The organism is Marinobacter sp. P4B1 (genome assembly GCF_001447135.1).
GTDB classification, from domain to species: domain Bacteria; phylum Pseudomonadota; class Gammaproteobacteria; order Pseudomonadales; family Oleiphilaceae; genus Marinobacter; species Marinobacter vinifirmus.
Window position 1 is genome coordinate 1,099,880 of the sequence record NZ_LLXM01000015.1, and the last position, 25,933, is coordinate 1,125,812.

At 60.6% G+C, this 25,933-nt stretch carries 20 protein-coding genes; 11 read left to right on the plus strand and 9 right to left on the minus strand.

Going from position 1 to position 25,933, the window contains the following annotated elements:
• Position 1: 1 nt before the first annotated feature.
• The gene (gene gdhA, locus AQ621_RS16580) at positions 2-1,351 is read right to left on the minus strand and encodes an NADP-specific glutamate dehydrogenase (protein ID WP_022990586.1); all 1,350 of its coding nucleotides are present in this window, start codon (positions 1,349-1,351) and stop codon (positions 2-4) included.
• Between the two features lie 249 nt (positions 1,352-1,600).
• Here gdhA and AQ621_RS16585 point away from each other — a divergent pair, with 249 nt between their 5' ends.
• The 4 genes from AQ621_RS16585 (at position 1,601) to AQ621_RS16600 (ending at position 9,754) form a co-directional block, all read left to right on the plus strand.
• Positions 1,601-3,601, plus strand: coding sequence for a TonB-dependent receptor domain-containing protein (locus tag AQ621_RS16585; RefSeq protein ID WP_082641132.1), 2,001 nt, complete (start codon positions 1,601-1,603; stop codon positions 3,599-3,601).
• Positions 3,602-3,767: 166 nt separating this feature from the next.
• Positions 3,768-5,399 (plus strand): BCCT family transporter, encoded by a 1,632-nt coding sequence (locus AQ621_RS16590; protein ID WP_058342321.1) that lies wholly within the window; start codon positions 3,768-3,770, stop codon positions 5,397-5,399.
• Positions 5,400-5,462: 63 nt separating this feature from the next.
• Positions 5,463-6,518: an efflux RND transporter periplasmic adaptor subunit gene (locus AQ621_RS16595; protein ID WP_058342322.1), complete on the plus strand. Its 1,056-nt coding sequence runs from the start codon at positions 5,463-5,465 to the stop codon at positions 6,516-6,518.
• Between the two features lie 5 nt (positions 6,519-6,523).
• A complete protein-coding gene (locus tag AQ621_RS16600) occupies positions 6,524-9,754 on the plus strand; it encodes an efflux RND transporter permease subunit (protein WP_058342483.1) in 3,231 nt (1,076 codons plus the stop codon).
• A gap of 5 nt (positions 9,755-9,759) precedes the next feature.
• Here the strand turns inward: AQ621_RS16600 and AQ621_RS16605 are convergent, their stop codons facing one another.
• A complete protein-coding gene (locus tag AQ621_RS16605; protein ID WP_022990591.1) occupies positions 9,760-10,206 on the minus strand; it encodes a potassium channel family protein in 447 nt (148 codons plus the stop codon).
• Between the two features lie 135 nt (positions 10,207-10,341).
• On the opposite strand from AQ621_RS16605, the gene AQ621_RS16610 reads away from it, so the two are divergent.
• Together AQ621_RS16610 and AQ621_RS16615 are read left to right on the plus strand one after the other, a co-directional pair.
• Positions 10,342-11,580, plus strand: coding sequence for an efflux RND transporter periplasmic adaptor subunit (locus AQ621_RS16610; RefSeq protein WP_058342323.1), 1,239 nt, complete (start codon positions 10,342-10,344; stop codon positions 11,578-11,580).
• Positions 11,577-14,738 (plus strand): efflux RND transporter permease subunit, encoded by a 3,162-nt coding sequence (locus tag AQ621_RS16615; protein ID WP_058342324.1) that lies wholly within the window; start codon positions 11,577-11,579, stop codon positions 14,736-14,738. The genes AQ621_RS16610 and AQ621_RS16615 overlap by 4 nt, the downstream gene beginning before the upstream one ends.
• 10 nt (positions 14,739-14,748) lie before the next feature.
• Here the strand turns inward: AQ621_RS16615 and AQ621_RS16620 are convergent, their stop codons facing one another.
• Positions 14,749-15,144 (minus strand): YkvA family protein, encoded by a 396-nt coding sequence (locus AQ621_RS16620; protein WP_022990594.1) that lies wholly within the window; start codon positions 15,142-15,144, stop codon positions 14,749-14,751.
• A 124-nt stretch (positions 15,145-15,268) separates the two neighbouring features.
• On the minus strand, positions 15,269-16,543 hold the full coding sequence (locus AQ621_RS16625; protein ID WP_058342325.1) for a DASH family cryptochrome: 1,275 nt from the start codon (positions 16,541-16,543) through the stop codon (positions 15,269-15,271).
• 152 nt (positions 16,544-16,695) lie between these two features.
• On the opposite strand from AQ621_RS16625, the gene AQ621_RS16630 reads away from it, so the two are divergent.
• A complete protein-coding gene (locus AQ621_RS16630; protein WP_058342326.1) occupies positions 16,696-17,808 on the plus strand; it encodes an S-(hydroxymethyl)glutathione dehydrogenase/class III alcohol dehydrogenase in 1,113 nt (370 codons plus the stop codon).
• A 61-nt stretch (positions 17,809-17,869) separates the two neighbouring features.
• Here AQ621_RS16630 and AQ621_RS16635 read toward each other — a convergent pair whose 3' ends face one another.
• The 4 genes from AQ621_RS16635 to AQ621_RS16650 are packed head-to-tail and all read right to left on the minus strand — an operon-like array spanning position 17,870 to position 21,485.
• Positions 17,870-18,658 (minus strand): alpha/beta fold hydrolase, encoded by a 789-nt coding sequence (locus AQ621_RS16635; RefSeq protein WP_058342327.1) that lies wholly within the window; start codon positions 18,656-18,658, stop codon positions 17,870-17,872.
• Between the two features lie 24 nt (positions 18,659-18,682).
• Positions 18,683-19,885 carry a 3-oxoadipyl-CoA thiolase gene (pcaF, locus tag AQ621_RS16640; RefSeq protein ID WP_058342328.1) on the minus strand — a complete coding sequence of 401 codons (1,203 nt, stop codon included), beginning with the start codon at positions 19,883-19,885 and terminating at the stop codon, positions 18,683-18,685.
• Between the two features lie 8 nt (positions 19,886-19,893).
• Entirely contained in the window at positions 19,894-20,670 is a 777-nt protein-coding gene (locus tag AQ621_RS16645; protein WP_022990599.1) for a CoA-transferase subunit beta, read from the minus strand.
• Positions 20,670-21,485, minus strand: a complete 816-nt coding sequence (locus AQ621_RS16650; RefSeq protein ID WP_022990600.1) for a CoA transferase subunit A — start codon at positions 21,483-21,485, stop codon at positions 20,670-20,672. The genes AQ621_RS16645 and AQ621_RS16650 overlap by 1 nt, the downstream gene beginning before the upstream one ends.
• 196 nt (positions 21,486-21,681) lie before the next feature.
• Here AQ621_RS16650 and AQ621_RS16655 point away from each other — a divergent pair, with 196 nt between their 5' ends.
• The gene (locus AQ621_RS16655; protein ID WP_058342329.1) at positions 21,682-22,461 is read left to right on the plus strand and encodes an IclR family transcriptional regulator domain-containing protein; all 780 of its coding nucleotides are present in this window, start codon (positions 21,682-21,684) and stop codon (positions 22,459-22,461) included.
• A gap of 3 nt (positions 22,462-22,464) precedes the next feature.
• On the opposite strand, the gene AQ621_RS16660 is transcribed toward AQ621_RS16655, so the two are convergent.
• The gene (locus AQ621_RS16660) at positions 22,465-23,367 is read right to left on the minus strand and encodes a LysR family transcriptional regulator (protein WP_058342330.1); all 903 of its coding nucleotides are present in this window, start codon (positions 23,365-23,367) and stop codon (positions 22,465-22,467) included.
• Between the two features lie 106 nt (positions 23,368-23,473).
• Here AQ621_RS16660 and AQ621_RS16665 point away from each other — a divergent pair, with 106 nt between their 5' ends.
• From AQ621_RS16665 to catA, 3 genes are all read left to right on the plus strand, one after another.
• Positions 23,474-24,595, plus strand: a complete 1,122-nt coding sequence (locus tag AQ621_RS16665; RefSeq protein ID WP_058342331.1) for a muconate/chloromuconate family cycloisomerase — start codon at positions 23,474-23,476, stop codon at positions 24,593-24,595.
• 34 nt (positions 24,596-24,629) lie between these two features.
• Complete coding sequence (gene catC, locus AQ621_RS16670; RefSeq protein WP_058342332.1) at positions 24,630-24,920, plus strand: muconolactone Delta-isomerase; 291 nt, start codon at positions 24,630-24,632, stop codon at positions 24,918-24,920.
• Between the two features lie 70 nt (positions 24,921-24,990).
• Positions 24,991-25,932: a catechol 1,2-dioxygenase gene (gene catA / locus AQ621_RS16675; RefSeq protein WP_058342333.1), complete on the plus strand. Its 942-nt coding sequence runs from the start codon at positions 24,991-24,993 to the stop codon at positions 25,930-25,932.
• Position 25,933: the final 1 nt, after the last annotated feature.

A 25,933-nucleotide genomic window follows, 5' to 3' on the forward strand; every position in this document is an offset into this window, starting at 1 on the left:
ATCAGATAACGCCCATGGCGTTCATGGCCTTGGCAACCCGCAGGAAGCCATTGATGTTGGCGCCCAGCACGTAGTTGCCTTCGGCGCCGAACTCGGCCGCAGTCTCGTAGCAGTTCTTGTGGATATCAATCATGATTTCCTCAAGGCGCTTCTGGGTGTAATCGAAGGTCCAGGAGTCACGGCTGGCGTTCTGCTGCATTTCCAGCGCAGAGGTAGCAACACCACCGGCGTTGGCTGCCTTGCCCGGGCCGTAGGCGATCTTGGCATCCTGGAAGATGATGATGCCTTCCGGGGTGGTCGGCATGTTGGCGCCTTCAGCAACGGCGATACAGCCGTTTTCGACCAGGGTCTTGGCATCGCTGCCGTTGAGCTCGTTCTGGGTGGCGCAAGGCAGGGCCACGTCACACGGAACGCTCCAGATGTTGCCGTCTTCCACGTACTTGGCGTCTTTGTGGAACTCGGTGTAGGCACTGATGCGACGACGCTCAACTTCCTTGATACGCTTGAGGGTCTGCAGGTTGATGCCGTTCTCGTCCACGATCATGCCCTGGGAGTCGGAGCAGGCAATGACCTTGGCGCCCAGCTCGTGGCACTTGTCGATGGCGTAGATGGCCACGTTACCGGAGCCGGAAACCACGACAGTCTTGCCTTCCAGGGAGTCACCACGGGCTTTCAGCATTTCGTGGGTGAAGAATACAGTGCCGTAGCCGGTAGCTTCGGTTCGGGCACGGCTGCCGCCCCAGTCCAGGCCCTTGCCGGTGAACACGCCGGACTCGTAACGGTTGGTGATGCGCTTGTACTGGCCGAACAGGTAGCCAATCTCGCGGCCGCCCACGCCGATGTCACCGGCAGGAACGTCGGTGTACTCGCCCAGGTGACGGTACAGCTCGGTCATCAGGCTCTGGCAGAAACGCATGATTTCGTCGTCGGACTTGCCCTTCGGATCGAAGTCGCTGCCACCTTTACCGCCGCCAATGGGCAGGCCGGTCAGGGCGTTCTTGAAGATCTGCTCGAAGCCCAGGAACTTGATGATGCCCAGGTAAACGGAAGGGTGGAAACGCATGCCGCCTTTATAGGGCCCCAGGGCGCTGTTGAATTCAACACGGAAGGCACGGTTGATGTGGATCTCGCCACTGTCGTCCTGCCAGGGTACACGGAAGATGATCTGGCGCTCTGGTTCGCAGATGCGCTGGATGATCTTCTTGTCGGCGAACTCGGGATACTTGACCAGTACGGGCCCCAGAGTTTCCAGCACTTCATGAACTGCCTGGTGGAACTCTTTCTCACCGGGATTGCGGTGCAGAACGTCCTGGTAAATCGGTTCCAGCTTTTCGTCGAGTTTTGCTGTCATGGGATAAGCCCTCGGAATTCGCGTATTGAAAGTCGCAAGAATTTGCGACCACCCAAAAAAAGGGACGAGATTTCACCACATCTGACGGTGGTTTTGCAAGTGCAGGGCGAAACAATGTGCTTCTGCACCTATCGGAGATACCCCCAAAGAGGTGCGGCATTGTGTCTCAAGCCAGGCTTAAGGAAGGGTCTTACAATTCCGGATCATTAGTCATGCAACCAACTAGAACGATCCAAGGACTGCCAACCGATGTTGAGACAAACCCGCCTGGCTCGCTGTATCAGCCTTGTGATGGCCGGCTATACCGTCGCTCCCCTTGCCAATGCCCAGTCCGAAGCTGAAAACCCGGTGGTCATCCGGGTAACCGAAGGCCAGTCCGCCGAAGCGGCCAGGCTTTCTGCGGCGGCTATCCAGACCGAGCCGGTACAACGGTTGTCGTCTGATGCGTCTGTGTCGCTGTCCCGTATGGGTGGCCGTGGCCTGGACCCGGTGATCCGTGGCCAGAACGAGGAGCGGGTTGAGGTATTGCTGGACGGCATGCGGGTGGAAGGCGCCTGCCCGAGCCGGATGGACCCGCCCACCAGCCGTCTGAGTACGGCGCTGGCGCCGGTGCTGGAAGTGCGCACCAGCAACCGCACCCTGCGCTGGGGGCCGATTGCCGGCGGCCAGGTGGTGGCCACCACTGCAGCTCCGGAATTTGCGGATGACAACCGCACAACCGGCCACCTGACCCTGGGCGGCGCCGACAATGGCGAAGGCAAACTGGTGAACGGCAGCGTAGCGGCCGGTAGCAAGGATGCCTTCATTCGATTGGCCGGCGGCTACGACGAAGCCGACGACTACGAAGACGGCGACGGTAACGAAGTCCGCAGCTCCTACGAAAACACCGAAGGCCGGGTGGATGGTGCGTGGACAGCTGATAACGGCTTCTACATCAAAGGCATGGTCAGCCGCCAGGAAGAGCGGGATGTCAGCTTCCCGGGCCGTGGTATGGACGCGCCGAAAACCGATACCGACCTGTATCGACTGGAGCTGGGTGCGCCCGTTGCCAACGGCGGCTGGAACCTGATGGCCTGGCAGGCGGACGTTGACCATGTGATGGACAACTTCAGTCTGCGCGAGCAAACGGCTCCCATGAAAATGTTGACCGCCTCGGAGACCAGTACGCAAGGCGTGCGGCTGGTGCTGGATCAGACCATCAACTACACCAAAGACATTGCCATCGGTGTCGATGTGGAAAGCAACGACTGGGATGCCGCCCTGAACAACGTGGATAAAGACGTTGTGGCCTCTTACATGTGGCCTGGCGTTGAGCGGGATCGTGTGGGTGTGTTTGTTGAAGCCTTCCACCAGATCCGCATGAACACCCGGTTGGGTGCCGGTATTCGTTACGACCGCGAAGAGATGCAGGCCACCAAGGCTGACCAGACCTACATGCTTAAAAAGCCAGATGGAACCATGGTGTCGATGAGTGCGGCCAAGGCTTACGAGCAGGTATATGGCACCACCAACACTGATGCTAATGATGACAACGTCAGTGGCTTTGTCAGTGGTGAGTGGCGTTACGCGACGAATCGTAGCCTGGATGTCGTGGCCAGCCACAGTGTGCGCAGCCCTGGAGTGACCGAACGCTACGTCAACAAAATGCTGGGTTGGGTGGGTAACCCGGGCCTGGATACCGAAAAGCACAACAAGCTGGAAATCAGCCTGTCGGGCCGTGAAGGCAACTGGAACTGGCGTCCGGCGGTCTGGGTAGACCAGGTGGACGACTATGTTCTGCGTTCCCAGGACCGCTACCACAACATTGATGCCCGCTTGCTGGGTGTCGAAGGCCAGCTGGGCTGGAGCAATGGTACCTGGAGCACCAACAGCAAGCTGGCGTCTGTAAGGGGTGAAAACCGGGATGCCGACAAGGCGCTGCCGCGGATTCCGCCCATTCAGTTTATCCAGACCCTTGGCTGGCATCATCAGGGTCACACCCTGGAAGCCGAATGGCAGTTGGCGCGCCGGCAGGATCGGGTAGACCTGGAGTCTGGCCTTGATCCCAGCACCTCACCGGGTTACGGCGTCTTCAACCTGTCCGGTACCCATCCGCTTATGGCCAACCTGAGCCTGACCTGGGCGGTGGATAACGTGTTCGACAAGACCTGGGCATCCCACGTGAGCAAAGCGGATGCTCTGGGCGAGGAGTTTTTCAAGGTCAACGAACCCGGCCGTACCGTGCGCGCAGCACTCACGGCCCGGTGGTAAAGACGATTATGGCGGTTACCCGCTTCTCATAGCCGGCGGGTGACATTTATACCCCGGGCAGATGTTGAGTCTGCCCGGGGTTTTTTTGTGCCTTTCTGCAGGGGTTGGCCAATATGACTAGAATGGGAACGCAATAAATTCAGCAGTATCGGATAACAGGGTTGTTATGAGTCATCGTCCCGGTTGGGTTTTCTACAGTTCATTTGTTCTGCTGGCGGTCTTTGTGGTGGCCGGCGGGCTGATGCCGGACCAGTTGTCCTTCTATGCCCACAAGGCCCTGGAGTTCACCACCCTGCACTTTGGCTGGTTGTACCTGTTTGCCACCTCGGGTTTCCTGGTGTTCTGCATAGCGATTGCTGGCAGTGACTACGGCCGGATACGACTGGGGGCCGACGGCGAGGCGCCGGAGTTCTCCTACCTGACCTGGCTGGGCATGATCTTTTCCGCCGGTATGGGGGTGGGGCTGGTGTTCTGGGCGGTGGCCGAGCCCATGAGCCACTTTGTTTCGCCGCCGTTTGGTTCCGCTGAACCGGAAAGCCCGCAGGCGGCCAGTATGGCCATGCGCTATTCGCTGTTTCACTGGGGCTTTCACCAATGGGCCAATTTCGCGCTGGTAGGGCTGGCCATTGCCTATGTGCGTTTCCGGCTGCAGCGCCCCGGCCTGATCAGTGAAGCTTTCCGCTCCACCATGGGCGACCGGGTGGATTCCGGTGCCGGCCATGCCATCAATATCCTGGCGGTCGTCTCCACGGTGTTCGGGGTTGCCACCACACTCGGGCTGGGGGTTATCCAGATCAACAGTGGTCTGGGGGCGGTTGCCGGCACGGCATTCGGGGTCAGCCAACAGCTGTTCATCCTGGCGGGTGTGGCCGCGGTATTTCTGCTGTGTTCGCTGGCGCCGCTGGAAAGCGGTATCCGTTACGTGAGTGATGCCAACATGGTGCTGGCAGCGGGTTTGCTGGTATTCGTGTTTTTCTTCGGGCCCACCGATTTCATTACGGCGGCCATGACCAATGCCATCGGGGATTACTTTTCCAACATGGTGGGCATGAGCCTGGTGATGACGCCCTACACCGGCGATGACTGGGTAGAGCGCTGGACCATTTTCTACTGGGCCTGGGGGCTGTCGTGGGCGCCGTTTGTGGGCAGCTTTATTGCCCGGATTTCCCGCGGCCGCACCATCCGCGAGTTCGTGTTCGGGGTGATCGGTATGCCGGTGCTGCTGAGTATTGTCTGGTTCTCCACCTTTGGCGGTTCGGCGCTGTATTTCGAACTGTTCGAGGGCGCGGCGCTGGGCGAGGCGGTGACCGCGGAAATGAGTTCGGCCTTGTTTGCCACCCTGGAATACCTGCCGGGTACCGCCATTCTGGGCGGGCTGATGCTGGTGCTGATCGTTTTGTTTGTTATTACGTCCGCTAACTCGGCTACCTTTGTATTGGGGATGTTCACCAGCAAGGGGGTGCTCAACCCGAAACGCTGGTCCCGCTTGACCTGGGGCATAGTGCAGGTGTCTGTGGCCGGTGTACTGTTGCTCAGTGGCGGGCTGGAAGCGCTGCAGACCATCTCCATACTGGCGGCCTTTCCGTTCATGATGCTGATGATCTTCATGGCAACGGCACTGCTGAAATCCCTGCGTAACGAACAGCGCCAGATCGAGCTGCACGAGGCCATGACCCGGGAGCGCCTGCTGCGGTTGCTGGCGGAAAGTGACGACCTGGGTGACAAAGGCTGGAAACCAGCCGAAGAGGGCGGCTCAGAGGCTCCGCCGGAACAGCCGGAAAATAACCTCCGGGCCTGATTTCATCGGGTGAAAATGGTGCTAGAATTCGGTTATTAGCAAATACCAAAAAGGAATAAGTTGATGGCTAAGCGCGCGTTGATCGGATGGATGCTGGCACCCTGGTTACTCTTTTCCATCGCAGCTCCGGCACAGGATCTCCAGGCCACGCCGGTAACCCGGGCGCCGTTCAATGAAACCGTACACCTTGACGGGCTGATTGAGGCAGTTCAGCAGAGCACGGTGTCGGCCCAGACCAGCGGTACGGTGGTCGAGCTGCCGTTTGATGTGGACGATTCGGTCGCAGCCGGAGACCTGATCGTGCGCCTTGAAGACAGCGAGCAGCAGTCGCGCCTTCGGCAGGCGGAAGCCGGCCTTGGAGAAGCCCGCTCCGGTTTGCAGGATGCCCGGCAGCAGTACACCCGCATAGAAGCCATCCATGAGCGGGGCCTGGTGTCGCGGCAAGAGTTTGACCAGGCCAGGAACAACCTCAGTGCGGCCAGGGCCCGGGTGGAGCGGGCGGAAGCCTCTGTGGCAGAAGCGCAGAAACAACTGGACTACACCCGCATTATTGCCCCTTATGGCGGAATCCTGACCGAGCGCCATGTGGAATTGGGCGAGTCGGTGAACCCGGGCCAGCCGCTGCTCAGCGGCCTGTCGCTGGAGCAACTTCGGGTCGTGGTTGACCTGCCCCAGAAGTACGCAGATCTGGCCCGCAGCGAACGCCAGGCTACCGTTACCCTGGCCGACGGCCGGGTGCTGGAAACCGGCGAGCTGACGTTCTATCCCTACGCCAATCCGGAAACCCACACCTTCCGCCTGCGGCTGCGCCTGAATGAACCCAATGGCAGCCTGTTCCCGGGCATGCTGGTGAAGGTCAGTGTGCCGGTAGCCAGCCGGGAGGCCCTGTGGGTGCCGGCCAGCGCGCTGATTCAGCGCAGCGAACTGCGGGCCGTGTTTGTGCTGGACAGCCAGGATCAGCCCCGTCTGCGCCAGGTTCGCCTGGGTGTTCGCGAGAACGACCGGCTGGAGGTGCTGGCCGGGCTTTCGGAAGGCGAACGGGTGGTGACCAATCCGGATGAGCTGGTGGGCAGCGAACGCTTGAGCCTGTCTGAAAACGCCCGGGCTGAAGGGGAGTAATGGCTGTGAGTGATAACCTGCCGCCGGTCGGCCCGTCCGGAGCCATTGCCCGGGTATTCCAGAACAACCACCTGACGCCGCTGCTGGCGATCCTTGCGATTATTCTTGGTGTCCTGTCTGTCGTGGTGACACCCAAGGAAGAAGAACCTCAGATTGATGTCACCATGGCGGACATCATGGTGGCCATGCCCGGTGCCAGCACCCGGGAGGTTGAAAGCGCCATTGCCACACCTGCCGAGCAGGTAATGAGCGAAATCAAGGGCGTGAAGCACGTGTATTCCGTGTCCCGTCAGGGCCAGGCGGTGATCACCGTGCAGTTCGAGGTGGGCATCGCCCGCCAGGACGCCCTGGTTCGGCTGTACAACCAGGTGTATTCGAACCAGGACTGGTTGCCGCAGAATCTCGGCGCCTCCCAGCCGGTCATAAAACCCCGGGGCATTGATGATGTACCGGTGATGACCTTGACACTGTATGACCCCACCGGCACCCACAGCGGGGAAGAACTTACCCGCCTGGCCCATATGCTGGAAGTGGCCCTGAAGCGGGTACCCGGTACCCGGGATATCTACACAGTGGGCGGCGTGCCCGACCGGGTGGATATCGTATTTGATCCGGCTCTGCTGGCCGGTTTCGGCCTGACCACGGCGGATATCGAAAGTGCCCTGCAGTCTGCCAACGCCTCCAGCCAGGAAGCCCGGGTAACCCGGGATAATCTCTCGATACCGGTGCAGGCCGGTACCCTGTTGCAGTCCCTCGAAGACGTAAAGCGCCTGGTGGTGGGGATGCACCAGGGCGCGGCTGTGTACCTGGATGATGTGGCGGAGGTTCGTCGCGGCAGTACCGTACCCGACCAGAGCGTGCTGGCGGGCTTCGGACCGGCCCATGGGGATGAACGGGCAGGGAAGGCCGGCGATGTCTACCCTGCGGTCACCCTCGCGATTGCCAAGAAACCGGGTGAAAACGCCATCGATATCACTACCGCGATCGAACAGCGCCTGGACCAGCTGCGCAACCGGGCACTGCCGGCCGACGTGGAGGTGCTGGTTACCCGTGACTACGGAGTGACCGCGTCTGACAAGGCGCAGAAGCTGATTTCCGACCTGGTCTCCGCCACCCTGGCGGTGATGCTGCTGGTGCTCGCCTTTATGGGCTGGCGCCAGGCGCTGATCGTCGGTATTTCGGTGCTGATCACCCTGCTGCTGACCCTGGTGTTTTCCTGGGCCTGGGGCTTTACCCTCAACCGTGTCTCGCTGTTCGCGCTGATTTTCTCCATCGGCATCCTGGTGGACGACGGCATTGTCATTACCGAGAACATTAACCGCCGCATCCAGAACAGCCGTCGGGCCAAAAAAGACATTATCCCGGTGGCAGTGGATGAAGTGGGTACACCCACTATTATGGCCAGCCTGACTATCATGGCGGCCCTGCTGCCCATGGCGTTTGTCTCCGGGCTGATGGGCCCCTACATGAGCCCGATTCCGATCAACGCATCGGCCGGTATGGTGGTGTCCCAGGTTGTGGCGTTTGTGGTGGCGCCCTGGCTGGCCTTCCGGCTGCTCAAGCACAAGAAAGGCGAGGCCCTGGAAGAGGGTGGCGATTCCGGCAGCTCTGCCGATGGCGTCAGCCCGGTGTCCCTGAAAATTTTCAACACGGTGCTGGGGCCGTTTTTGGGTGAACACGCCTGGCGCCGGCGTTTGCTGGCGCTTGGGGTGGTCCTGCTCACTCTGGGCGCGGCCTCTTTGCCGGTATTCCAAGCGGTGATCCTGAAAATGCTGCCTTTCGACAACAAGTCGGAATTGCAGGTGGTGGTGGATATGCCCGAGCGCACACCCATGGAGCAAACCCAGCGGGTGCTGACCGAAATGGGCCATTACCTGGAAACCGTGGACGAAGTGGATAACTGGCAGGCCTATGCCGGTACCGCTTCACCGATCAATTTCAACGGCCTGGTGCGCCAGTATTATCTGCGCAGCGAGCCCTACCAGGGTGATATCCAGGTCAACCTGGCCAGTGCGGAGGCGCGCAGCCGTCCCTCCCATGACATCACCCAGGCCCTTCGTGGCCCGCTGACCGAGATTGCTGACCGGTATGGCGCCAAGGTGAAAATGGTGGAAGTGCCGCCGGGGCCGCCGGTGATGTCGCCGCTGGTAGCGGAAGTCTACGCCGCCGATGGCTTCCGCCGGGCGGAGCTGGCCAACCTGATTGCCGGAGATATGGCAAACATTGAAGGGCTGGTGGATATCGACACCACCCTGGAAGCACCTACCCGTCAGTGGGAAGTGGTGGTGGACCGGGCCCGGGCGGCCCGGCTGGGTGTTTCCCAGGCCCAGGTGGTGGCTACCCTGCAGACCACCCTGGGCGGGGTTAACGTCAGTTACCTGCACGATGAACAGGCCAAGTACCCGGTGCCAATCAGGGTGATTTTGTCTGAAGCCGACAAGGCCCAGCCGTCTGCCCTGTTGTCCATCAAGGTGCGTAGCCGCAGTGGCGAGCTGGTGCCGCTGGCCAGTGTGGCCGAGGTGCGGGAAGCGGACTGGATGGGCGCTATCTATCACAAGGACTTGCTGCCGGTGACCTACGTAACGGCGGATATGGCTGGCGAGATTGATTCACCGCTATACGGCATGTTCCGGATGGTCAGTTTGCTGAACGAGCAGGAGCAGGCACCGGAGCAGTTCTTTATCCAGCAACCGCCACTGCCGGAAAAAGGCACCCTGAAATGGGATGGCGAGTGGCAGATCACCTACGAAACCTTCCGGGATATGGGCGCTGCCTACAGTGTGGGTGTGTTCATGATCTTCGTACTGCTGGTGGCCCAGTTCCGCTCCTACATCCTGCCGCTGGTGATCATGGCGCCGATTCCGCTGACCATGATCGGCATCATGCCCGGCCATGCCCTTCTGGGTAAGGAATTCACCGCCACCAGTATGATCGGCATGATCGCCCTGGCGGGGATTATCGTACGTAATTCCATCCTGCTGGTGGTGTTTATCAAGCAGCTGCTGGACGAAGGCATGGAACTGGAGAAGGCGGTGGTGCTGGCCGGTGCCGTGCGGATCAAGCCCATTGCGCTGACTGCGGTGTCTGCCGTAGTAGGGGCTTACTTCATCCTCAGCGACCCGATCTTCAACGGCCTGGCGATTTCGCTGGTGTTCGGGCTGGCCATGTCCACGCTGTTCACGGTGATTGTGGTGCCATTGCTGTACTACACCCTGGCCCGCTGCAAGTGGGTTTGAAGCCGCTAGCGGGCGGGCCAGTAGCGCTGCATTTCCAGGAACAGGAATGAGGCGCTCCAGGTCAGCAGCAGAAACCCGGTAAGTCCCTCAATGCCTGTCAGGTAGCGCAGCTGGCCGAGGGGCACAATGTCGCCGTAGCCCAGCGTGGTGAAGGTGCTGAAGGAAAAGTAGACGCAATCGAGCAGGCTGCCCGAGAAGTTACCGGTCAGCAGGCCCCAGCCGTCGGCGTGGTGCATGAACCAGAATGCGGTGGCGAACACCCATACCTGCAGTGCGTGGGAAATCAGGCACCCCAATACCGCCACAATCAGGCGGAAATGGTGGCTCTTTCTCATTTTGCCGAGCATGGTGCTCAGGCGCAGCAAGGTTTCATTATGGATAAACACCACAATGCACACCAGGGCGCAGTTGAGCAGGACAACGTTCAGCAATGTGTCGTAGGTGCTCGGCATTGAGCGGGCTTCCTGGTCAAGAAGGGGCCTGTGTGAATTTGTCGCAGGGTGCGGTCAATCGGATCCGCCCTGAAAATTGTATAGTAGTTTTAGCGCGTTAACGCGACCCTGCCAACCGGAACAAGAAACCTGGCTATGTTTAAACGTCTGTTACCCCTGATCATCCTGGCTGTCGGTGTACTGGTTTTTATTGCCCTGAAAGCCACCCGTCCGGAACCGGCGGAGGTTACGGCCACGGAACGCAGCTGGCGTGTTGAGGTGCAAGCCATTACACCGGGCAGCCAGGTGCCGGTATTGCCCCTGTATGGCGAGGTGCTTGCACCGGACCAGCAAACCATCACCGCCACGCTGGCGGGCCGGGTGGCGGAGCGCCCGGTGTCTGAAGGGATGAGCGTGAAACAGGGCGATTTGTTGCTGGCGCTGGACGAAGCGGACATCGGCCCGGCATTGGCCCAGGCCCGGGCCCAGGTGGATGACCTGGACGCCCAGATAAGCTCGGAGCACGTGCGCTACCGCAACGACCAGGAAGCCCTGAAAAGTGAGCAGGCCATTGTTGCCAATGCCCGGCGCCAGTTTGAGCGTATTGAGTCGCTGGTGGGGCGCAACCTGGCCTCCCGGGAAAACCTTGAGGGAGCAACCGATGCCCTGGCCCGTGCCGAACTGACGGTCAGCACCCGGCAGCGGGCTATCCAGGAGCATCCCGCCCGCCTGCAAAGCCTCGAGGCCAAACTGGCCCAGGCCCGGGCTAATCTTTCCGCGACGGAACGGGATGTCGACCGGGCCAGGGTGGTGGCACCGTTTGACGGTGTGGTGACCGGTATTGAGGTGGCCGTAGGCGATCAGGTATCCCGCAACGAGCCTCTTCTGACGGTGTATCCCACCCGGGGCCTGGAAGTGCGGGCCCGGGTGCCCCAGGTATTCCAGAACGAACTGATCACCGCGCTCGGGCAGGGGCAAACCCTGACCGCGATTTCAGATAATGGCCATGAATTCGTCCTGGCCCGCTTTGCCGGCCTGTCAGACCCGGCCGGTACCGAAGCCGTGCTGGAACTGCAGGGCGAACCCGGTGGCCTGCGGCCCGGGGCGTTGCTGCCCCTGACCCTTGAACGACCCGCCCGGCAACAGGCGGTGGACGTGCCGTTCAGCGCCCTGTATGGCGCAGACAGTGTTTACCTGATGACCGATGATGGCCGAATGCAGCGGGTTGAAGTAGAACGCATCGGCGAGGCCCGCAGTGAAAACGGCGAACGCCGGTTGCTGATTGCCGGAGAGCAGCTCACCCCCGGTGCCCGCCTGATCACCACCCACCTGCCCAATGCTGTGACCGGCCTGAAAGTCGAACTGGCAGATGCTGACGGGGAGCCTGCCCAGTGAAGCGCAAGCAGGGCGTAATCGGCTTCTTTGTTCATCACCGGGTTGCCGGCAACCTGGTGATGCTGGTGATGTTGCTGGGTGGCGCACTGGCCCTGACCCGCATGAATATCCAGTTTTTCCCCACTTTCGCCCTGGATGTGGTCAGTGTGCGGGTGGTCTGGAGTGGCGCGTCCGCTGAAGACGTGGAGCGCGGTATTACCGACCCGCTGGAGCAGCGCCTGCGCAGTGTCGATGGCCTGAAAAAGATGACATCCACCTCAGCCCAGGGGGTGTCCTCCATCAGCCTGGAATTCCATGAAGGCACCGACCCGATCCAGGCGGTGGACGATGTACGCCAGCAGGTGGATGAATTCAACAACCTGCCCGGCGACGCCGAGGAACCCCAGGTAGCCCGGGTGGAGCGGTATGAACCGGTGGCCCGGCTACTGGTATACGGCGAGGTGGACCGCAGCGAACTGCGCCAGTTGGTTTACCGGTTTGAAGACGAGCTGCTGGAGCGGGGTATTGACCGCATCAATATCCGTGGTCTGCCAGAACAGCAGGTCAGCGTGGATGTGCCGGTAGAACGGCTGGAAACCCTGGGGCTGTCGCTGGAGCAGATTGCTGACCGCGTTGCTTCCCTGTCCCGGGATTTGCCCGCCGGCATGATGGCCCAGCAGGATGCCACCCGGGAATTGCGTTCGGTGGAGCAGCGTCGCAGCCCCCAGGCCTTTGAAACGATTCCGGTACTCAGCGGAGACCGCATTCGCCTGCAGCTGGGTGATATCGCCATCATTCGCCAGGAAGCCCGGGACAACCAGACGGTGATGGAAAACGAAGGCCTGCCGGCGGTGGAACTGCAATTGCAGCGGGCGGAGAACGGCAATTCGCTGGCGGCTGCCCGGGTGCTGGAAAGCTGGCTGGAAGACACCCGCCCGGCTTTGCCCCCCACCATCAAAATGAAGGTGTATGACGAAACCTGGCAGCTGTTGGAAGACCGGATTTCCCTGCTGGTGAATAACGGCCTCAGTGGCCTGGTGCTGGTGATTGCCCTGTTGTACCTGTTCCTGCCCGGGCGGGTGGCGGCCTGGGTGGCCATCGGTATTCCCACCGCCTTTATGGCCGCGCTGGCGGTGCTGTGGCTGCTGGGCGGCTCCATCAACATGATGTCGTTGTTCGCGCTGATCATGGCGCTCGGGGTTATCGTGGATGATGCCATTGTGGTGGGGGAGGATGCCGACGCCCATGCCCGCATGGGGGAGCAATCCATCTACGCTGCCGAAGGCGCCGCCAAGCGCATGGTGTGGCCGGTGCTGGCCTCGTCCCTGACCACGGTGGCTGCCTTTATGCCGCTGCTGGTGGTGGGCGGCATTATCGGCAATATTCTGGGCGATATTCCGCTGGTGATGATCTGTGTTCTGGTGGCTTCGTTGCTGGAATGCTTTGTGGTATTGCCGGCTCACCTGCGCCATGCCTTTGTGGTCAAGGACAAGGGCGACAAGCTACCGGAGCAGGGCGCCCGACCGCGCGGTAATCCGGTAAGCCGGTTCCGGGACCGGTTCGAACAGGGTTTTGACCGTTTCCGGGAAGGCCCGTTCCGCCGGTTTTCCCGGTACAGCCTGAAACACCGCGGCGCCACCGTGGCCAGCGCCCTGGCCCTGGCGATTGTGACGGTGGGCCTGTTGGCCGGCGGCCGCCTGGGCTTTAACTTCTTCCCCACACCGGAGCCTTCCGTGTTCTATGCCAATGCCAGCTTTGTGGCCGGCACGGACAAAGGCACCGTGGAAGATTTCATGCGCCAGATGCAGCAGACCCTGAACGAAACCGAACAGGCCCTGGGCGGTAACCTGATCCGCCATGCGGTAACCACCTTCGGGGCCACCCAGGGTGCCGAGGGCAGCTCCCGTAACGATGACGAACTGGGCTCCATGCTGGTGGAGCTGGTGCCGTCCGACCGGCGGGATGTTCGCAACCCGGAGTTTATGCGGGAATGGCGCAGCCGCATGGCGCTGCCCGCCGGGCTGGATGCCCTGAACATCAATGAACGCCAGGCCGGGCCTCCGGGGCGGGATGTGAACGTACGCCTGACCGGCGATAACGCAGAAAACCTGAAACGGGCCGCCGATGAAGTGGCCCAGGCCCTGAGCACCCTGCCCGGGGTGCTGGATGTGGAAGACGACATGCCCTGGGGCCGGGAACAACTGATCTACCAGGTGAGCCCGTTTGGTGAGGCCCTGGGCCTGACCACGGTGGATCTTGGCAGGCAGTTGCGGGCCGCCTTTGACGGCCGGATCGCCCAGATCTACCAGGATGGCCGGGACGAAGTGGAAGTGCGGGTGCAGCTGCCCCGGGATCAGCGGGAACAGTATTCCACCCTCGAGCGCATGACCGTACGCCTGCCCGACGGCCGGTTTGTGCCCCTGGCCCAGGTGATGAACCTGGATCACCGTCAGGGCTTCCAGGCTCTGCGCCACGCCGATGGCAAGCTGGCGGTGGAAGTGACGTCGGCACTCAATACCCGGGTGGCCACGACCGACCAGGTGATCGAGAGCCTGCAGGCCGGCGCGCTGCCGGATATTGCCAGCCGTTATGGTGTGCGTTACAGCTTCGAAGGCCGTTCCGCTGACCAGCGCGAAACCATGGACGACATGAAAACCGGCCTGGTGATTGGTGTTGCGCTGATGTACGTGGTGCTGGCCTGGGTGTTTGCGTCCTGGAGTTTGCCGCTGATTGTGATGGCGATCATCCCGTTTGCCCTTGTGGGAGCCTTGCTGGGGCACTGGATTATGGGGCTTCAGCTGACGATTCTGTCGTTGTTTGGCCTGTTCGGCCTGTCCGGTATCGTGGTCAACAACGCGATTATCCTGGTGGCTTTCTACAACCAGCAACGCCAGAAAGGCCTGGGCATTACCGATGCCCTGAACGAGGCGGCGGTGCAGCGGGTGCGGGCAGTGTTGCTGACCTCCCTGACCACCATTGGCGGTCTGTTGCCCCTGCTGTTTGAAACCTCCCTGCAGGCCCAGTTCCTGATTCCGATGGCGACATCCATCGCCTTTGGCCTGGGATTGGCGACCTTCCTGGTGTTGCTGGTGATTCCGGCACTGTTATCCTGGGTGGAGCAGTTCCGGGAATGGCGGGCGAGCCGTCGGGGCCAGCAGCCGGAGGCGTCGGAAGCCTGAGTGCCGTTACTCAGGTTTCCTTGAGGTCTTTCCAGGCTGCGTACTTGTGCAGGTCGGATTCCACCAGTTTCAGGCACAGGGCAACGACGCCGGCATCATCCAGCAGGCCAAAGCCGAAAATGAGGTCCGGAATCAGGTCCAGCGGGTTCATCACGTACAGCAGCGCACCAGCGATGGCGGCGATGGATTTCCAGGGAATGGCCCGGTAGTCGCCGCGCCAGTAGTCCCGGATCAGCGAGAACATCAGGTGGATGTCGGTGCCAAAGCGCTTGAGCTTGCCGCTGTTTTTCACTTTGTCTTCGATGGCTTTCTGTCGCTCCAGCAGGGATTGCAGGTCCTCTTTCTGAACCTGGCTGGCTTCCTTGTCCAGCTGATGCTTAGCCGTTTTATCTGTAATCCACGCCATACACTCTTACCTTACTAAACGTTGGTGCGCCCAAGATAACCCGTCAGCCGACAAAAATCCGCTTCGCCAGGCTGGCTCCCTTGAGGCCCTGGGTGGCAGGGTTGTTACCAGCCCGGCATGTTATTCAGGCTTCGCCTTGCCAGCGTGCCACGAAATGCCCTTCAGGATCGTACTGGCTGGCTTGCTTGTCCAGATTAAACTGGCGCAATCCACGGGGGTCTGCGCCCACACCGGCCAGGTACTGCCAGTTGCCATAGTTGCTGGCGACATCGTAGTCCACCAGTTGCTGCTCAAACCAGGTGGCGCCGTAACGCCAGTCCTGGGCCAGTTCATTGACCAGGCAACTGGCCACCAGTTGCCGAGCCCGGTTACTGATATAACCTGTGAGCCGGAGCTGGTTCATGGCGGCGTTGACCAGCGGGTAGGGTGTGGTGCCCTGGCACCAGCTCTCGAAATCCGGCCGGTGGAAGGCGGTGTCACGGCTTTGCTGTTGTACGCCATCCCGCAGGAACAGCCGGCGGCCGTGCTTCATGGCGTACCAGTAAAAGTATTCCCGCCACAACAGCTCGAACCACAGCCAGTAGGTGGAATCGTTGCGGGTTTCGGACTGCTCGTATTCGTCAATCATGCCGGTCACCTCGCGTACCGACAGGCAGCCATTGGCCAGCCAGGGTGACAGGCGGGATGACGCCAGCGGATCATCCAGTGCGTTGCGGGTTTCCTTGTAGCGGGCTATGCCATGACTGACAAACAGATATTCCCGTAATTGCCGCAGCCCGGCTTCTTCACCACCCCGGAAGCCGGCATCGTGTTCCGGCTCGGTAATCGGCGGGCAATCGCCCCGGTTGTCCTTCGCAAATCCCGGAGGCGGCGGCAGGGCCGTCATGGTGCGGATGCGTAGCCGGTCGGTGCAGCGGTCACCCTGTTTCTCCACCAGCTTGCGGAACTGGGAGAAGGTGTGGGGTAAGTCGGCCAGGTCCATGGGCAGGGATTTTTCAGTGAACAGGCTCAGGGTTTCAAATTGCTGGAAGTGCACATCCGGCAGCTTCTCCTGAAGGCCCTGCCATTGACTAGCTTCTTCTGTGCCTGGCTGCCGGGTGCGGATTACCTGGTTGACCTGGTGTTGTTGTACCAGTTCGGGAAGCACGTTTTCTGGCTCCCCAAACGCGATGTGGAGGCGCTGGCCAAGGGGCCGGAGATTGCGTTCCAGGGTCATCAGGCTTTGCCACAGGAAACGCCAGCGGTGTTCGCCCATGGCGCTGAGCCCGAGCGGCCCGGGTTGGAACCAGCGGGGCTCTACCACGTACACGCACAGCAGCATGTCTGAGCGGCCGGCGGCCAGCAGGGCGGCGTTGTCGTGCATGCGAAGATCGCGGGTAAACCAGTAGAGTGTGCGCACCTGAAGGGCCCTTTCTGACAGTTCGGGAATCTATACGCCCGCGCCTGCGTATGAGATTGCAGCGCGGGAAAGCCTGCAGCCGGCAGGCGTGTTAAAGTTAAGAGTGTATCCCGCAAGCCTGACCCGACCAAACGGAAACGAGGAGACTGAACGTGATCAAATCCCGCGCAGCTGTGGCATTTGAAGCCAATAAACCGCTGGAAATTGTTGAAGTGGATGTGGCACCACCCAAGGAAGGCGAAGTGCTGGTGAAGATCGTGGCAACCGGTGTGTGCCATACCGATGCCTACACCCTGTCCGGCGCTGACCCCGAGGGCCTGTTTCCGACCATTCTGGGCCACGAGGGTGGCGGCATTGTCGAAGCGGTGGGCCCTGGCGTAACCGGCCTGGAAGTGGGCGACCACGTGATTCCGCTGTACACCGCCGAGTGCGGCAAGTGTAAATTCTGCACCTCCGGCAAGACCAACCTGTGTGGCGCTGTGCGTGAAACCCAGGGCAAGGGTGTGATGCCGGACGGCACCTCCCGCTTCTCCTACAAGGGCCAGCCGCTGTACCACTACATGGGCTGCTCCACCTTCTCTGAATACACCGTGCTGCCGGAAATCTCCCTGGCCAAGATCCCCAAGGAAGCGCCCCTGGACAAGGTGTGCCTGCTGGGTTGTGGCGTAACCACCGGCATCGGTGCGGTACTGAACACCGCCAAGGTTGAGGAAGGTGCGACTGTGGCTATCTTTGGTCTGGGTGGCATCGGCCTGGCAGCCATCATCGGTGCGACCATGGCCAAGGCTGGTCGCATCATTGCCGTCGACATCAACCCGGGCAAGTTCGACATCGCCAAACAGCTGGGTGCTACCGATGTGGTTAACCCGAACGATTACGACAAGCCGATCCAGGAAGTCATCATCGAAATGACCGATGGCGGTGCCGACTACACCTTCGAGTGTGTGGGCAACGTGAAGCTGATGCGTGCCGCCCTGGAAGCCTGCCACAAAGGCTGGGGAGAAAGCACCATCATCGGCGTGGCCGGTGCCGGTGAAGAGATCAGCACCCGCCCGTTCCAGCTGGTCACCGGCCGGGTATGGCGCGGTTCCGCCTTCGGTGGTGTGAAAGGTCGCACCGAACTGCCGTCTTACGTGGAAAAAGCCGAGAAAGGTGAAATCCCGCTGGATGTGTTCATCACCCACGAGATGCAGCTGGAAGACATCAACAAGGCGTTTGACCTGATGCACGAGGGTAAGAGCATCCGGTCGGTGATTCACTTCTGATCATTGCTGGCCAGAAGTGAATCAACGAGTTACCGGGGCGCGGGTGTTTGCCCGCTCCCGGTTAACTCAGGCTTTGCAGGAGTTGCGAGGCCAGGGTCTGAGGGCATTCAACGGAAGGTACGTGCCCGATCCCATCCAGAATAACCGGGTCCGAAGCGCCACTGAACTGTACCAGTGCTTTCAGGGACTCTGGTGGTGTTGCCAGGTCTTTGGAGCCACCGATCAGCAGTAACGGTACCTTGTGTCCGTGCAGCTTTTCCCGGAAGTCCGCTTTGCCCAGCATTTCGCACAGCAGTGCATAGCTGTTGGCGTCGCCCCGTCCCATAATCACTTTCCAGCCGTCCAGAAGCGCAGGCTGTTCCTGACAGGCATTTGGGCCGAACCAGCGGGGTACGATTTCGCCGGCCATCGCCACCAGGCCTTTCTCCCGAACGTTGGCCGCACGCAGGCTCCAGGCCTCCTCGGTGCCAATGATGGCGCCGGTGTTGGTCAGTGTGGCAGTTTCAAGCTGCTCGCTATGGGCGGCAATCAGCTGCTGACCGATTACCCCGCCGATAGAGGTGCCGGCAAAATGAAAGCTGGATACCCCGGCTTCTTTCGCCAGTGCCAGGGCTTCCTGTGCCAGATCTTCCGGGGTGATCTCTCCGGCCGTTTCGGGCCAGGCGCCACTTGCACCGTGCCCGGGCAGGTCCCAGGTCAGAACCCGGAACTTTGGTAACAGCGTGGGCAGCATGTCGTCCCAAACCCCCTGGGTCATGCCCAGAGGGTGTGCCAGCATCAATAACGGCTTTTGGCTGTCGCCCAGCAGGCGATAGCAGATGGTGCGGCCGTTGTGATTCAGAAAAGCCATGTTGTCTCCTCAGAATGGGTCCGATCAGACCCGTTCAATCAGTGTAGCAATACCCTGACCCACGCCCACACACATGGTGCACAGGGCGTAGCGGCCGCCAGTGCGCTGCAGTTGGTGTGCCGCAGTCTGCAGCAGGCGCGCGCCGGACATGCCCAGTGGGTGGCCTAGGGCAATGGCACCACCGTTCGGGTTCACCCGGGGATCGTCATCGGCAACGCCCAGCTCCCGCAGCACAGCCAGGCCCTGGGCGGCGAAGGCTTCGTTGAGCTCAATCACGTCGATCTCATCGATGCTGATGCCCTGTTTTTTCAGCAGCTTCTGGACAGCCGGGACAGGGCCAATACCCATGATCCTCGGTTCTACGCCAGCGGTCGCCATGCCCAGAATTTTCGCCATAGGCTTCAGCCCGTGCTGTTTGACTGCTGCATCGCTGGCCACCAGCATCGCGGCGGCGCCGTCGTTGACGCCCGAAGCGTTGCCGGCGGTCACACTGCCGTTTTCACGGAATGGAGCTGGCAGGGCCGCGAGTTTCTCCAGGGTACTGGCGCGGGGATGTTCGTCGGTGTCGAACACCAGCGGGTCTTGTTTGCGGCGCGGAATGGACACCGGCACGATCTCTTCGGCAAATACACCTTCCTGCTGTGCCCGAGCGGTTTTCTGCTGGGAGCGGAAGGCGAACAGGTCCTGATCTTCCCGCGACACCTTGTACTGCTCGGCCACGTTCTCCGCCGTTTCCGGCATTGAATCGACGCCGTACTGCTTTTTCATCAGCGGATTCACAAAGCGCCAGCCGATGGTGGTGTCTTCGATCTTCTGGCCGCGGGAGAACGCGGAGTCAGCCTTGCCCATCACGTAGGGCGCGCGGGACATGGATTCCACGCCGCCGGCCAGTACCAGGTCCATTTCACCGGCGCGGATGGCGCGGAAGGCAGTGCCCACGGCGTCCATGCCGGATCCGCACAGCCGGTTGAGGGTGGTGCCGGGCACGGAAGTGGGCAAGCCCGCCAGCAGCGCAGACATACGCGCTACGTTGCGGTTGTCTTCACCGGCCTGGTTGGCGCTGCCCATCATTACTTCGTCGATGGCGGCAGGGTCCAGTTCCGGCGCCTGCTCCAGCACGGCCTTGAAAATATGGGCGGCAAGGTCGTCCGGGCGCACACTGGCCAGGGTGCCGCCGAAACGGCCGATGGCGGAGCGGCGGGGATGGCAAATGAATACGTCAGTCATGGTGGACCTCACTGTTGGCCGGAATGATGGGCATTGGTGCGGGTTTTCAGGTCCCGCAGCACTTTGAGTTCCTCGGCGGTCGGCGCCGGGGTGGTTTCCAGCTGCTCGGCGAAGCGGATGTCCCAGCCGGTCGCCTCGATCACGTCTTCCCGGGTCACGTTCGGGTGCAGGGAGGTGACCACGAGCTCCTTAGTCTCCGGATCCGGCTTGAGGATGCACAGGTCGGTAATGACCACCGTGGGGCCCCGGCCAATGTTCGGTACGTTGTCCCGGGCCTTGCCGTCACGGCCGAAGCCGACGGTGGTCACGAAGTCCACATCCTTCACGAAGGTGCGCCTGGAGTGCTTCACGGTAATGAACACTTCCTTCGCGTTGGTGGCAATTTCCGGGGCGCCGCCACCGCCGGGCAGGCGAACTTTCGGCTCGCGGTAATCGCCGATCAGGGTGGTGTTCAGGTTGGCGTAACGGTCGATCTGGGCGGTGCCCAGGAAGCCAACGCTGATGTGGCCGCCCTGCAGCCAGTAGCGGAACATCTCAGGCACGGAAACCGTGGTCAAGGCCGATTCGCACAGCTCGCCGTCGCCGATGGACAGTGGCAGCACGTCTGGCTTGGTTTGCAGGGTGCCGGATTCGTAGATCAGGGTGACATCCGGAGCGTGGGTCAGGCGAGCCAGGTTGGCGGCCTCACTGGGCAGGCCGATGCCCACGAAGCAAGTCATGTCGTTGGTCAGCGCACGGGCAGCGGTAACGCTCATCATTTCGGAAGATGTGAATTCAAGGCTCATCACGCGGCTCCTTTCTCGAATACGTTTTCTTGCAGCCAGGTCTGGAAGGTCTCGCGGTCGCGGGCAATGCCGTCCCAGTCTTTGTAGAAGGCGTTGTCGCGGTCGTAGTAGCCCAGTGCATAGGACGGCCTGGCGCCTTTCGGAGCCTCGGCAATCGCGGTGATCGCCCAGGACGGCAGCACGCAGGCATTAACCGATGCGCCCAGGTCATCCACGATTTCCTCGACGGTGACAATGCTGCGCTTGGCGGCCAGTACCACTTCTTTCTGGATACCGACGATGCCTTCAATCAGCACATTGCCCTTGCGGTCGGCCCGCTGGGCATGGATTACCGCCACGTCCGGGCGAATCGACGGCACGGCCGCCAGGCGCTCACCGGTGAACGGGCATTCGATGAACTTGATCTGGTCATTTACTTTCGGCAGATCGCTGCCTACATATCCGCGCAGAACTGCCAGAGGCAGGCCGGCAGCGCCAGCTTCATAGGCGTTGGCCATGGCCGCATGGCTGTGTTCGAGAATCTCCAGCTGGTTCGGCCAGCCCTTTTCAACAGCATCCCGCAGGCGGTGCAGGGAGCCCACACCCGGGTTGCCGCCCCAGGAGAAGATCAGTTTTTTGGCACAGCCGGCACCGATCATCTGGTCATACACCAGGTCCGGGGTCATGCGGATCAGGGTCAGATCCCGCTTTTCCTGACGGATGATTTCATGGCCCGCAGCAAACGGGATCAGGTGGGTGAAGCCTTCCATCGCCACGGTATCACCGCTGTTGATGTACTTGCTCACCGCTTCCTTGAGGGGAAGAAACTCGGCCATCGCAATGCCTCCTGTGTCACTTTTGTGATGAGTTCGCTGTACGAACATAAGTTTAATATGCGAACATGATGGCGCGATTGGTTTTGGGTCGTCAAGTACAAATTTTGTTCACAAGGCAAAATGTACAGTTGTTCGTTGTGCGAACACGCTGTGGGCGTGCGAAACTAAGGCCAGTAACGGTACTTAAGGAGTCAGAATGGACGAGCAGATTCTCAAGCCCGGTGATCGGGATTACGTGGGAGCGTTGGCTTCGGGGCTGGAGGTTTTACAGGCTTTTGATGCGGAGCACCCACGAATGACCCTGAGCGAAGTGGCAGCCCGCACCGAGATGGATCGGGCCAAGGCTCGGCGCTTCCTGCTGACGTTGCACGCACTGGGCTTTGTGAAGCGAACCGGCCGGCAGTTTGAGCTGACCCCCCGGGTGCTTCAGCTGGGTTATGCCTACCAGGCGTCAAACCAGTATCGGGCTGTGATTCAACAGTACCTTGAAGACGTGACAGCTGAACTCGGGGAGTCGTCTTCTCTGGCCGTCCTGGATGGTGATGACGTGGTTTACGTGGTGCGCTCGGCGGCCCGCCACCGGTTGATGGCCATTACCTTGTCGGTCGGCACCCGCTTGCCTGCGGCTTATACCTCGATGGGGCGGGTGTTATTGGCCCAGTTGCCGGAGCATGAGTTGAAAGCGTATCTCGACAGGGTCAGTCTTGAGCCTTATACCGAGTTTTCCATTACCGACAAGCAGGCGCTTCGGAAAGAAATAGATAAGGTTCGCGAGCAGGGCTATGCGATGGTTGACCAGGAACTGGACCAGGGACTGCGCTCGGTGGCAGTACCAGCGTTTGCTGGCAGTGGCGAGTTGCTGGGGGCACTGAACATCAGTACCAACGCCGCACGGGTGGATATGGATACCCTGATGAACACCTACCTGCCCCGCCTGCAGGCAGTGGCCGAAAAGGTCCGGCAAACCGCTCGCTGATGCTCAGGGATACCGGCCCATCACCCGGTTTTCGATCAACTCCCCCAGAATCGTATTTGTCAGGCGCATGACTGCGTTGGGGCTTTCTCCTCTTCGGCGGGAGGCGATCACCGGCGTGGTAATGTTGTCATCCTCCAGCGGCATATAGTCCACCCCTTCACGGTGCAGACGGCGCACCTGCTCTGGCACCAGGGTAAAGCCCATGTCAGAGGCCACCAGAGACAAGGCGGTTTGCAGGTCGTTCACTTGCTGGATGACATGTACTCTGAGGCCGCGACGGTGAAACAACCCCTGGGTAATATCGGAAAAGTTGGGGCCGGCGCCGGCGGGGAAGGTGATCATGGGCACCTCCGAGAGCTCCTTCATGGAGGGCGGGTGCCGGGTGAGGGGGTGGCTTGCCGGAACGGCTGCAATCATCGGCTCGTCGAAGAGGATTTCCTGTTCTACGTCCGGATCCTGGATGTTCAGCCGGCCAAAGCCGATATCAATCCTTCCCACCTTCAGAGCTTCGACCTGTTCCCGGGTTTTCAGCTCGTGCAGCACAATTTCCAGGTTTTTGTTCTGCCGAAGCCGGCGGACCATCAGGGGTAATTGCCCGTAGAACACCGATGGCACAAAGCCGATCGAGAACAGGGTTTTCCGGTGCTGGGCGATCCGGCGGGTATCGTCCACGGTGGCATTAACCTTGTCCAGTACCTGCTTGGCCTGCTCCAGAAAGTACTCGCCGCCGGTGGTCAGCTCCAGGCCCCGTGGTTTACGAATAAATAACTCCACACCTACTTCCTGTTCCAGCTGTTTGATCGCCCGGGTCAGGGGTGGTTGCGCAATAAACAGCTTTTCGGCGGCGCGGGTCAGGTTGCCTGCTTCGGCCACTGCGACGAAGTACCGCAAGTGTCTCAGCTCCATCCATACCTCCAGGGTATCGGTTATTACTTAATCAATATTGGTTCACGTCAGTGAAACTTCGTACTGTTTGAATCACAGGATTTTTACCTTGCGATTCGGAGTAGTCATGTCAGCCACCATTCAGTCCCTTGAAGCCATCCTGGTCGATATCCCGACCATTCGACCGCACAAGCTTTCCATGACAACCATGGGGGTTCAGACCATGGTGATTGTGCGTGTTAAGGATTCTGATGGCGTGGAAGGCCTGGGCGAGGCAACCACCATCGGCGGCCTGGCCTACGGCCCGGAAAGTCCGGAAAGCGTAAAGCTTACCATTGATACCTATTTCAAACCGCAACTGATTGGCCAGTCGGCCGATAATGTCAATACCTTAAGGGTAATGTTAGACCGCTCCACCCGCGGCAACAACCTGGCCAAGTCTGCCATCGAGACCGCCCTGCTGGACCTTCAGGGCAAGCGCCTGAATCGCCCGGTGTCGGACCTGCTCGGCGGCGCACTGCACCAGCACATCCCGGTGCTCTGGACCCTGGCCAGCGGCGATACCGCTAAAGACATCGAGGAGGCTCTGGGGCTGCTCGAAACCCGCCGCCACTGTGACTTCAAGCTCAAGATCGGTTCCCGCCCGGTGATGGACGATGTTCGCCATGTGGCGGCGATTAAAGAAGCGGTCGGTGACAGCGCCAGTGTCCGCGTGGATGTGAATCAGGCCTGGGATGAAGCGACTGCGGCAAAAGGCATGGCCGAGTTGCAGGCTGCCGGTATTGACCTGGTAGAGCAGCCCACCCCGATGAAGGATTACGCCGCCCTGGTACGGCTGTCTGAAAAGTTCCACCTGCCCATCCTGGCCGACGAGGCCGTGGCAGACGCCAAGGATATGTTCAGCCTGGCGGCCGCGGGTTTCAGCGGCGCCGTAGCGATGAAAATTGCCAAGGCGGGTGGCCCGATGAAGGCACTGGACCAGGCGAAGGTGGCCCAGGCAGCGGGTATCGGCCTGTACGGCGGCACCTTGCTGGAAGGCACCATCGGCACGGTCGCATCCCTGCATGCGTGGTCCACGCTCGAAACCCTGCACTGGGGCACGGAGATGTTCGGCCCGCTGCTGATGAAAGACGACATCGTGGTCAAGCCGCTGAACTTCCACAACAACGGCGTCGACCTGCCGAAGGGCCCGGGCCTGGGTGTGGAAATTGATGAAGACAAGCTGGACCGGTACCGCCGCAAAGCCTGATACGCCAAAAGATTCAGTAAACGGAGGAAAGCACATGCTGTTCAAAGTTGAGATGAAGGTGAATATCCCCCACGACATGCCCGCCGAAGTTGCTGCGGACATCAAGGCCCGGGAAAAAGCCTACGCCCAGGACCTGCAAAAACAGGGTAAGTGGCGCCACCTGTGGCGGGTGGCGGGCAGCTACGCCAACGTCAGTATCTTTGACGTGGCAGACAACGCCGAGTTGCAAGACCTGATCAGCAACCTGCCGCTGTTCCCTTATATGGATATCACCGTCGCGCCCTTGTGCCGGCACCCGTCTTCCATCCATGAGGATGACCGTTAATCACACCCATTGTTGCTAACTGATGAACTGATACGAGCAACAAAAATAACAGTAACCGAGGAGAACAATCATGACCGTTAAAACCATGCATACTGCGGACGTGAAGGACCTGTTGGAGAAAGTGGCCGGCTTCAACCAGGAAGGTGGAAACGAGCGAGTAAAGAAAATTGTTCATCGTCTGATGCACGATATTTTCCAGATTGTTGAAGACTTTGACGTGACAGCCGAAGAGTTCTGGCAGGCCGTTTACTACGTTGGTGACCTGGGCAAGAACGGCGAAGCCGCCCTGCTGGCGCCGGGCCTGGGCATGGACAAGTACCTGGACATCCGTATGGATGCCGAAGACGAGCAAGCCGGCCTGGCCGGTGGCACGCCGCGCACCATTGAAGGCCCGCTGTATGTAGCCGGTGCCCCCATGAGCGAAGGCTTTGCCCGCATGGATGATGGTTCCGACGAAAGTGCCGAGACCATGATCCTGACCGGTCAGGTGACAGACGAGAATGGCCAGCCTGTCGCCAACGCCGTGGTTGACGTATGGCACGCCAACACCATGGGCAACTACTCTTACTTCGACCAGTCCCAGACAGACTACAACCTGCGTCGTCGCATCAAGACCGACGAAAATGGCCGTTACACTGCCCGGTCCATCATTCCGGCTGGCTACGGCTGCCCGCCCGAGGGTTCCACCCAGGCCCTGCTGAACCTGCTGGGTCGTCACGGCAACCGTCCGGCGCATATCCACTTCTTTATCGCCAAGCCGGGTTACAAGCACCTGACCACCCAGATCAACCTGGCCGGTGACGAGTACACCTACGACGACTTCGCCTTCGCCACCCGTGAAGAACTGGTGGTTGAAGCCAACCGCATCGAAGACCCGGCCAAGGCTGAGCAGTTCGGCCTGAACAAGCCGTTCACCGAAGTGGAGTTCAACATCCAGCTGGTTGCTACCGACAAGCCTGAGCTGCAAAGCCGCCATGAGCGCAAGCGCGCCCTGGAAGGCGAAGCGGCCTGAT